Raw genomic sequence first — 9,596 nt, 5'->3', positions numbered from 1 at the left:
GCACGTATGGTTTGATAAGGGGCGGCAGAATTTAAACTCTGCCGCCTACTTTCTTATGGTATAATTTAATAAATTGGAGGAAATTGATATGAATTCAGAATGGTCATTAGACATATTGTACAAGGGATTTGATGATCCTAAATTTAGTGAAGATCTAACATCTTTTGAAAAGAAGGCAAAAGAATTGGATGAACTTTCAAAGACTTTAAGTCATGAAAATGAAAAGAAAGATCTTCTTCAAATTGTTAAAGTATTAGAAGAGTTTGAATTATTAGAAAAACATTTGAGTTGCTTTGGATCTTTGAGTCAATCCACAAATACGGCGAATGCGAAAGCGGCAGCAGCCATTGATAAAGTAGCTACTATCGCAAGTACAGCCAGTAAGGCTATGGCAGTATTCTCTCGCTATATTGCGGATATGAAGGATTTAAACAGCTATTTAAATTGTCCAGAACTTTGTGAATACAAATATTTCTTAAATGACATTCACGAAAGCGGAAAATATTTGTTAAGTGAAGACGTAGAAGAGGCACTTGCCAAAATGAATATTTCTGCAGGTTCTGCTTGGGAGAAGCAACAAAGTCTACTCACAAGTTCATTGGAAGTGGAATATGATGGTAAAAAGTTACCTTTGGCATCTGTTCGTAATCTAGCGTATGATGCAGATAAAGAAGTTCGTAAAGCTGCCTATGAAGCTGAACTTAAAAGTTATGCACCTATTGCGGATGCAGTAAGTTTTTCTTTAAACAACATTAAACTACAAGTGATTACCGAAGCTAAAATGCGTGGCTATACAAGTCCAATGGATATGACGCTACACCAGTCTCATGTATCCCAAAAAACCTTAGATGCACTTCTTAGTGCAATGCAGAAATACTTGCCAGTATTCCATAAGTATTTGAAAAGAAAAGCTGAAATGTTAGGGTATGAAAATGGCCTTCCTTGGTATGAATTATTTGCGCCAATTGGAAAATCAGCTACGACAAGTTTTACTCCAGAAACTACAAAAGAATATTTGGTTAATCATTTTAGACCATTTTCTGATGACTTGGCCGATATGATGGAAGAAGCTTTTGACAATAACTGGATTGATTTTTATCCACATAAAGGAAAAGTGGGTGGAGCTTTCTGCTGCAATATGCCGTTTGTGAAACAATCACGCGTATTAACTAATTTTGATGGAGGACTTGGAGACGTAGTTACTTTGGCTCATGAACTTGGACATGCATATCATGGATTAAACATTGAAAGTCATAGACCATTAAATTGGGAGTATTCTATGCCAGTTGCAGAAACGGCAAGTACATTCAATGAAAATATCATTATGAATGCAGTGATTGATGAAACAGAGGATAAAGAAGTTAAACTAGGTTTGATTGAAAATCAGCTTCAAGACTTATGTCAGATTATCTGTGATATTTATTCTCGTTACTTATTTGAAAAAGCCGTATTTGACAGAAGAAGTGATGAGTTCTTATTTAAGGATCAGTTGAATGAAATTATGTTGGACGCACAAAAGCAAGCTTATGGCGATGGACTTGATCCAAATTGTTTACATCCATATATGTGGGTTTGTAAATCGCACTATTATTCTTCAGATCTAAGTTATTATAACTGGCCATATGCTTTTGGTGGATTGTTTGCGCGAGGCTTAGTTGTGAAATATCAAGAGATGGGTAAAGAAAAATTCGTTCCTAAATATAAAGAGATGTTACACACAACAACGGTTGCATCGGTAGAAGATACAGCTAAAGTATTGGGTATTGATTTAACGGATGAAGCATTCTGGATTTCTGCATTGGAAACCGCAAAATCAAGAATTGAAGAATTTATCGAATTATCGAAATAATTGCTTGGAAACAAGCAATTTTTTTCTGCAAAAGTTCACAAATGATGATATAATCTATTGCGTTCGAATTTTTTCAAGGAGAGATTTAATGAGTACAGAAATGTTGATGAAAAATAGAGAACGTTTTATCAAAAACGTAAATAGTAATGAGAATGGTGCAGCCGCCCTTTCTTTAAGATTATTTTGTTACGCTAGATTTATGGCAGTAAAAAACCCGTATGCAGAAACGCATGACTGGGTATATGAAAACGAATTGACTAGTGCCCAAGCCAATCAATATGTATTTCGCTTACTGGATGGAAGTACAGAAAGACCATCTATGGATATGTTGATTCGTAAATTAAAAAGTGTTCGTTTGGTTCGTGATAGTGAAATGAATGGTAGAAAAATTTATGTCATCAAGTTCACGGATATCGAAATGGAAGAATTGATGAACAAGAGCATTATTGATAAGCCAAGCGAAAAGTTATTAAAAGAAAAGAAGTCTTCTGTAAAGAAAGAAAGAGAAGAAGTAGTAAATTCATCTTGGAAGGACATCTTTTTGAAAAATAGTAAAGGTGAGAACTTACAGATGCTACGTTACTGGTTCTATATTCAGTATAATGCTGAAAAGAATGGCAAGAAATATGTTTCCAGAAGCCTAGCGTTAAGTGAAAGTGCGATTGAATATGTGTATAGGGGTATTCCTAAAAGAATGGAAGTTTTGCAGGATTTATTTGCGCAAATGAAACAGATGAAGCTGGTTAAAGAAGATGTAGTTAAAAACGAAATAGTAGTTCGTCCAGCTAAACTAGAAGGTTTAGAAATCAAAAATTATATTAAGGATAAGCCTGTTGATTTAATGAGCTTTAATTACACGAATGTATAAGAAAACGACGAGATTTAGTTCTCGTCATTTTTATATATTTTATAATTGTTTTTGCCTGTTCGTTTTGTTTGATACAAGGCTTGATCGGCATGGCGATACAGTTCCATAAAGGTTGTACCATCTTTAGGGGCAAAGGCAATTCCAATGCTGATGGATAATTTGAAATCTTTTAATTCTTCAATCTTTAATTTATTGACTTTTTGAAGTAGAGACTGAATTCTAGATTCAGCAATATTTTCATCTTGAATTAGAATAATAAATTCATCTCCTCCAATTCTTCCAACAATATCACTCTGTCTAAAATGATTCTTAAAGAGTAAGCCCAAGTTTTCTAAGACTTTATCACCTATGGCATGACCATAATTATCATTAACAGATTTAAAGGCATCTACATCAAGAATCAAGAAGCAACAATGTTCTTTATTATTTAGTTTTTGATCAATGAGTTTTTGCGTTGTTTCCTTATTGAAAACGGAAGTTAATGGATCAATTTCAGATAAATGAATCAAATACTTATTTTCTCTTGAACTTGAATGAGCCAAATACACTATAAGACTCAATACGATCAATCCTAAAAATGTTGCCAATAAAGTTTCATAGTGAGTAATAAATGTATAGGATTCTTGAGCTGCATGAACCGGTACGATATAGCCGACCATCCAATCATTGATTTTTAGTGGGGAATAAGCTAAATATAAAGATTCTTTCTTTTTTGTCTGAATCAAGACAAGATCTGATTTTTGATTCTTAAAGTCGGTTTTGATTTTCTTTTGATTACAGACATTAAATAAATTATCGACTGTATTTAGTTTATGCTTTTTTTCATACTGTTTATTTCTAGTGATTAGATTTCCATCTTGATCGACAATAAAACTTTTTCCTTGTCCTTCAAACAGATCATCAAACAACATATTGCCTAGCTTTGTGACATTGTAAGAACCGCCTACTACACCAATGACTTGTCTATCTCTAAAGATGGGCACGCATAAAATAACACGTGTTTGTTGATCAACACTACTTTCTAATGGATCAGAAAGAGATTGTTTGCCTTGCATAGATTCTTTAAAATATCGACGATGAGCTACATTTTTTATGACTTCATTATCATATAGAGCATTTCCATTTGGATCGATGATCGCCGTTCGATTTAAATCTGTATTATGCATAAAGGCTTGAATTAAAGAAACATTATCCTCTGAAAATAAATCTTGAGATTTAGATAGTTCTTGTGCAAGTACATTTAAATAGGAATAGTTGATATTTAAAATTGTATTTAAATGCTCACTTTGCCTTACAACATTGGTAATCAGAGTTTTTCTGGAATTATTTTCAACCGCAATTGAAACGCCGTTAAAGAAGATCACGATTCCCATAATCAAAGTCAAAATGAAAGTGATAATTGCGACAATATAGTTCGTAATGAATTTTTTTCTTGGAAAATAATGATCTTTCATATGGGAACTCCTTTTTTTAATTATACCAAGAATTATGTTAAAAGAGTATTAAATTATATACAACTAACCATTATTTGTGAAATCAATCACATTTTCGTGTATTATATAAGGTATAAAGAAAATTGCTCCCAACATTAAGAGAATTCTGCGTGAAAGGTGCTTATAAGAAATTTGTAAGTAGAACTATAGCTATGCTCTTTTTGTGTGTGGAGTATAGCTTTTTTCTTTAAGAAGGAGATGAATATGGAAACACGTGTTGCCGTGATGGGAATTATTGTAGAAGATACAAATGCAGTGAATCTATTGAATGAAATTCTTCATGAATATAGTGAATATATTATTGGAAGAATGGGAATACCTTACAAACAAAAACATATAAGTGTAATTTCAATTGCGTTAGATGCCCCACAAAATACAATTGCTGCTTTGGCAGGTAAATTAGGAAATATACAGGGAATTAGTGTGAAAACAGCCTATTCCAATGTGATTAGCCATGATTGAAGCATATCGATTGATTGATAAACTTGAAAGAGAACACTCTTTAAGTTTATTAGAATATAAAACTTTAATTGAAGCTGAAAATGATGCTTTACGCTTATATGCTGCTAATAAAGCGAAAGAACAAGCTACGTTAATATATGGAAATTCAGTCTATGTACGTGGACTTATTGAAGTAGGAAATTATTGTCGCAACGACTGCTTCTATTGTGGAATTCGCAAGTCCAATTTCAATTGTGATCGCTATATATTAGTCGAAGAAGATATTCTGCATTGCTGCAAAGAAGGTTATGAACTTGGTTTTCGCACTTTTGTTTTGCAAGGTGGCGAAGGAATTTATAAAAAGGATTTTGTCACAGATGTAGTTCAAAAGATTCGTAGTGAATATCCAGATTGTGCGATTACCCTTTCTTTAGGTGAAGAAGATAGAGATACATATAAGGCTTGGTTTGATGCGGGAGCCAATCGTTATTTATTAAGACATGAAACGGCTAGTAAAAATCATTATGAAAAGTTGCATCCAAAAAATATGTCTTTTGATCATCGTATGCAGTGTTTAAAAGACTTAAAGGAAATCGGTTATCAAGTAGGATGTGGCTTTATGGTAGGTTCACCTTATCAGACAAGTGAAACTTTGGCGATGGATTTGAAGTTTATTGAAACATTTAAACCTGATATGTGTGGTATTGGTCCTTTTATTTCGCAAAAGGATACACCGTTTAAAGATATGACATGTGGAACTTTGAATCAAACTTTATTCTTATTGTCTTTGATTCGTTTGATTCAACCAAATATTTTACTTCCTGCTACAACAGCTTTAGGAACGATTGATCCTCAAGGAAGAGAAAAGGGAATTCTTGCGGGGGCCAATGTAGTTATGCCTAATTTATCGCCGTTGAGCGTCAGAAAAAAATATGCGTTGTATGATAATAAAATTTGTACAGGCGAAGAGAGTGCAGAATGTAAAGATTGTTTATCAAGGCGTATGGATTCAATAGGATACAAGATCGTAACTGATCGTGGAGATATTAAAAAATAAAAGAGGAGATATAAAAAATGAGTAATTATAACCCAAAATCATTAAAGGCAGAAGAATTTATTAGTCATGAAGAAATTCTTGAAACAATTGAATATGCCGAAAAGAACAAACACAATGTGGAATTGATTGATCAAATTTTAAATAAGGCTCGTCCACAAAAGACAGAGCATGGTGTTCATTGTGAAGGTTTAACACACCGTGAAGCAAGTGTACTTTTAGCTTGTGACATTCCTGAAAAAGTAGAAGAAATGTATAAGCTTGCCAATGAAATTAAACAAGCATTCTATGGAAATCGTATTGTGATGTTTGCCCCATTATATTTATCAAATTATTGTGTAAATGGATGTGTATATTGTCCTTATCACATGAAGAATAAACATATTAAACGTATTAAATTAACACAAGATCAGATTCGTGATGAAGTTATAGCGCTACAAGATATGGGACATAAACGTTTGGCTATTGAAGCAGGCGAAGATCCAGTACACAATTCAATCGAATATATCTTGGATTCTATTAAAACTATTTATTCGATTCAACACAAGAATGGCGCCATTCGCCGTGTCAATGTAAATATCGCGGCTACAACGGTAGAAAATTATCGTAAATTAAAGGAAGCTGGAATAGGAACTTATATCTTATTCCAAGAAACATACAATAAAAAGAGTTATTTAGAGTTGCATCCAACAGGACCTAAACACGATTATGACTATCATACAGAAGCTATGGATAGAGCCATGGAAGGTGGAATTGATGATGTTGGATTGGGTGTATTATTTGGCTTGGAAGGCTATCAATATGAATTTGCCGGCTTAATGATGCATGCAGAACACTTAGAAGCTGTTCATGGTGTAGGTCCACATACAATTAGTGTGCCTCGTGTAAAACATGCAGATGATATTGATCCAGAAGCGTTCGATAATAGTTTGGATGATGAAATCTTTGAAAAGATTGCAGCATGTATCCGTATTGCCGTTCCATATACTGGAATGATTATTTCTACACGTGAATCTCAAGAAGTTCGTGAAAAAATGCTTCACTTAGGTGTATCTCAAATTAGTGGGGCAAGTCGTACATCTGTTGGTGGATATACAGAAGAAGAGCGTCCTCATGATTCAGAACAATTTGATGTATCTGACCAAAGAACATTAGATGAAGTTGTGAACTGGTTGATGGAGTTAGGTTACATTCCATCTTTCTGTACAGCATGTTATAGAGAAGGAAGAACAGGAGATCGTTTCATGTCTTTGTGTAAGACAGGGCAAATTCAAAATTGTTGTCATCCTAACGCATTGATGACTTTATGTGAATTTTTAGTTGACTATGCGAGTGAAGATACAAAGAGAATTGGTTTTGAGTTGATTGAAAAAGAATTGAACAAAATTCCAAATGCGAAAGCTCAACAAATTGCTCGTGACAATGTGGATGCGATCAAGTCAAGCAATCGTAGAGATTTCAGGTTCTAATTATGTCTAATTTAAATAGTACGATAAGCGCGAATCGTACACACATTGGATTTTTCGGTTTAAGAAATGCTGGAAAATCCAGTGTAGTCAATGCGATTACCAACCAGAATATGTCTTTAGTTTCTAATATAAAGGGAACTACGACAGACCCTGTAAAGAAATCAATGGAAATCTTACCGATTGGACCTGTTGTGATTGTGGATACGCCGGGTATGGATGATGAAGGTACTTTGGGTGAATTGAGAATTAAAAGAACGTTAGAAGTTTTAAAAACAATGGATATGGCCGTATTGGTAGTTGATGCGAATGTAGGTCTACAAAAAATAGATTTGGATTTGATTGACATGTTTAAAGAAAATAAATTACCTTATTTTATAGTTTTTAATAAGTGTGATTTGATTGAAGAAAAGAAAGAACTGGCTTCTAATGAAATCTATGTGAGTGCTCTAAACAATGACAATATAGATGGATTAAAGCAATTGTTGGCTAGTGTCGCAAAGAAACAGGAAGAAAAGACAATTATTGGTGATTTAATTGATTCGGGCGATGTTATTGTGCTTGTGATTCCAATTGATCAATCGGCTCCTAAAGGAAGATTGATTTTACCTCAACAACTTGTATTAAGAGATATTTTAGATCATCATGCGATTGGTATGACTTGTCAGGTAGAAGAATTGGATGCAACCCTAAAGAAGGTTACTCCAAAACTGGTTATTACAGATTCCCAGGCTTTTAACAAGGTAAGTCAAATCGTAGATAAATCTATTCATTTAACTTCTTTCTCTATTCTTATGGCACGCTTAAAAGAAAGCTTATCTACAGTGCTTGAAGGGGCCAACAAGTTAGATCATCTGCAAGATGGGGATTGTGTACTGATTAGTGAAGGGTGTACGCACCATAGACAGTGTGGTGATATTGGTACGGACAAGCTTCCAAAATGGATCTTGAATTATACAAAGAAGAATATAACTTTTGAATTTACTTCTGGACAAGGATTTAAAGAAGATCTTTCGAAATATAGTGTTGTGATTCATTGTGGTGCATGTATGTTGAATGAAAAAGAAGTGCAGTCTCGCGTAAAGGAATGTAAGAAACAGCATGTGCCATTCACAAATTATGGCATTGCAATTGCGAAAATGAACGGGATATTAGATCGTTCAGTAGAGGTGTTTTAGATGAAAAAAATATATATATCAGCCGATATTGAAGGTATTTGGGGAAACAGTAATCCGGCAAATACAGCTAAGAATGGATACTTATATTCTGAATATTGTACAAATATGATGAATGAAGTCAATCTTGTGATTGATTTATTGTTTCAAAATGGCGTAGAAGAAGTTGTGGTCAATGATGGTCATGGAAATATGGATAATCTTCTTCCTTCAAAATTAGATCCTAGAGCTGCTTTTGTGTCCGCAAATGGAGCTTATAAGGAATTTGGAATGATGGAAGGTTTAGATGATTCTTTTGATGGAGCATTATTTATTGGATATCATTCTCGATGTAACTCACCAGGCGTTATGGCTCATACGATTTGGGGTACTATGGTACGAAAAATTGTAGTAGATGGGAAAGAACTTGGTGAAAGTGGCATAAATCGATTGTTGGCAAACGAATTTGGAGTGCCAGTTATCTTAGCAAGTGGTGATAGTGAATATGGTAAGCAGGTAGAAGAAGAACTTGGTTGTGTATTTGTGGAAACAAAGAAAACATTAAACAATCAGTGTGCTTTGTGTTGTAGCTTTAATGAGTTGAAGAATAGATATACATATGGTATACAAGAAGCTTTAAAAACAGATGAAAAACCAACTATATCTTCATCTCACACAATGGAAATAACATTCCATCATAGTCGAAATGCGGATTTTGTATCTCGTATGGACAATGTAGAAAAGATGGATGATTGTACGGTTCGTATCGAAAAAGAAACATATAAAGATTTATATGCCTTGATGCGTTTTGTGATTAAAGTATGTAATGCATATGCCTAAAATAAGAAAACCATTCTAGTGTTGGCGTCTAGAATGGTTTCTTTTGTTTATTATTATTATTTTTAGGAGAGAGATATGAATATTGGTTTATTTATATATTCATTGCCTTATCTTTAAGGCACTTATAGAATATCATTCTATGTTGTCATAAATTTAGTATAACTTTGGTAAATGTTGTGAAATAGGATTGAATTATGTGAAATTATCAAAATATGCATCTTTTCTAAAATTTCCTTCTTTTTTTTCGTATTAGAGAGAAAGGAAAGGAGGAGTTATCTTGAATTCGATTGATATTGAGTCTAAGAAGTTTTTAGGACAACCCAAAAACTTTGTTTCAATCTTCAATGCACTTTTATTTGATGGACAACCAGTGTTGAAGCCTGAATATCTTAAGGATGAAAACAGTGAACTTGTCATGAATGTTTCGAGTA

Annotated in this window: 8 protein-coding genes; 7 read left to right on the top strand and 1 reads right to left on the bottom strand. The window is 33.6% G+C overall.

Annotated elements, in window-relative coordinates:
* Positions 1 to 88: 88 nt before the first annotated feature.
* Both NE544_RS11090 and NE544_RS11085 read left to right on the top strand, forming a co-directional pair.
* Complete coding sequence (locus NE544_RS11090) at positions 89 to 1,849, top strand: M3 family oligoendopeptidase (RefSeq protein WP_256269375.1); 1,761 nt, start codon at positions 89 to 91, stop codon at positions 1,847 to 1,849.
* 88 nt (positions 1,850 to 1,937) lie between these two features.
* Positions 1,938 to 2,717 carry a hypothetical protein gene (locus NE544_RS11085; protein WP_256269374.1) on the top strand — a complete coding sequence of 260 codons (780 nt, stop codon included), beginning with the start codon at positions 1,938 to 1,940 and terminating at the stop codon, positions 2,715 to 2,717.
* Positions 2,718 to 2,731: 14 nt separating this feature from the next.
* Here NE544_RS11085 and NE544_RS11080 read toward each other — a convergent pair whose 3' ends face one another.
* Entirely contained in the window at positions 2,732 to 4,171 is a 1,440-nt protein-coding gene (locus NE544_RS11080; RefSeq protein WP_256269373.1) for a diguanylate cyclase, read from the bottom strand.
* A gap of 243 nt (positions 4,172 to 4,414) precedes the next feature.
* On the opposite strand from NE544_RS11080, the gene NE544_RS11075 reads away from it, so the two are divergent.
* Genes NE544_RS11075 through NE544_RS11055 form a run of 5 tightly spaced genes read left to right on the top strand, consistent with a single transcriptional unit; the run spans position 4,415 to position 9,165 of the window.
* A complete protein-coding gene (locus tag NE544_RS11075) occupies positions 4,415 to 4,672 on the top strand; it encodes a TM1266 family iron-only hydrogenase system putative regulator (protein WP_117926100.1) in 258 nt (85 codons plus the stop codon).
* Positions 4,665 to 5,708 carry a [FeFe] hydrogenase H-cluster radical SAM maturase HydE gene (gene hydE, locus NE544_RS11070; protein ID WP_256269372.1) on the top strand — a complete coding sequence of 348 codons (1,044 nt, stop codon included), beginning with the start codon at positions 4,665 to 4,667 and terminating at the stop codon, positions 5,706 to 5,708. The genes NE544_RS11075 and hydE overlap by 8 nt, the downstream gene beginning before the upstream one ends.
* Before the next feature lie 17 nt (positions 5,709 to 5,725).
* Positions 5,726 to 7,174, top strand: coding sequence for a [FeFe] hydrogenase H-cluster radical SAM maturase HydG (gene hydG / locus NE544_RS11065; RefSeq protein ID WP_118116374.1), 1,449 nt, complete (start codon positions 5,726 to 5,728; stop codon positions 7,172 to 7,174).
* A gap of 2 nt (positions 7,175 to 7,176) precedes the next feature.
* On the top strand, positions 7,177 to 8,349 hold the full coding sequence (hydF, locus tag NE544_RS11060) for a [FeFe] hydrogenase H-cluster maturation GTPase HydF (protein ID WP_256269371.1): 1,173 nt from the start codon (positions 7,177 to 7,179) through the stop codon (positions 8,347 to 8,349).
* Positions 8,350 to 9,165 carry a M55 family metallopeptidase gene (locus NE544_RS11055; RefSeq protein WP_118116370.1) on the top strand — a complete coding sequence of 272 codons (816 nt, stop codon included), beginning with the start codon at positions 8,350 to 8,352 and terminating at the stop codon, positions 9,163 to 9,165.
* The last annotated feature ends 431 nt before the right edge of the window (positions 9,166 to 9,596 follow it).

Origin of the sequence: Holdemanella sp. MSK.7.32 (assembly GCF_024460475.1) — a bacterium.
Classification (GTDB): domain Bacteria; phylum Bacillota_I; class Bacilli_A; order Erysipelotrichales; family Erysipelotrichaceae; genus Holdemanella.
Note: the sequence above shows the minus strand (reverse complement) of the source record. Positions and strands in the feature narration are given on the sequence as shown.

Coding starts and splice junctions, on each gene's coding strand:
- NE544_RS11075 (WP_117926100.1), top strand. CDS start 4,415: ATGGAAACACGTGTTGCCGTGATGGGAATTATTGTAGAAGATACAAAT.
- NE544_RS11055 (WP_118116370.1), top strand. CDS start 8,350: ATGAAAAAAATATATATATCAGCCGATATTGAAGGTATTTGGGGAAAC.
- NE544_RS11090 (WP_256269375.1), top strand. CDS start 89: ATGAATTCAGAATGGTCATTAGACATATTGTACAAGGGATTTGATGAT.
- NE544_RS11080 (WP_256269373.1), bottom strand. CDS start 4,171: ATGAAAGATCATTATTTTCCAAGAAAAAAATTCATTACGAACTATATT.
- hydE (WP_256269372.1), top strand. CDS start 4,665: ATGATTGAAGCATATCGATTGATTGATAAACTTGAAAGAGAACACTCT.
- hydG (WP_118116374.1), top strand. CDS start 5,726: ATGAGTAATTATAACCCAAAATCATTAAAGGCAGAAGAATTTATTAGT.
- hydF (WP_256269371.1), top strand. CDS start 7,177: ATGTCTAATTTAAATAGTACGATAAGCGCGAATCGTACACACATTGGA.
- NE544_RS11085 (WP_256269374.1), top strand. CDS start 1,938: ATGAGTACAGAAATGTTGATGAAAAATAGAGAACGTTTTATCAAAAAC.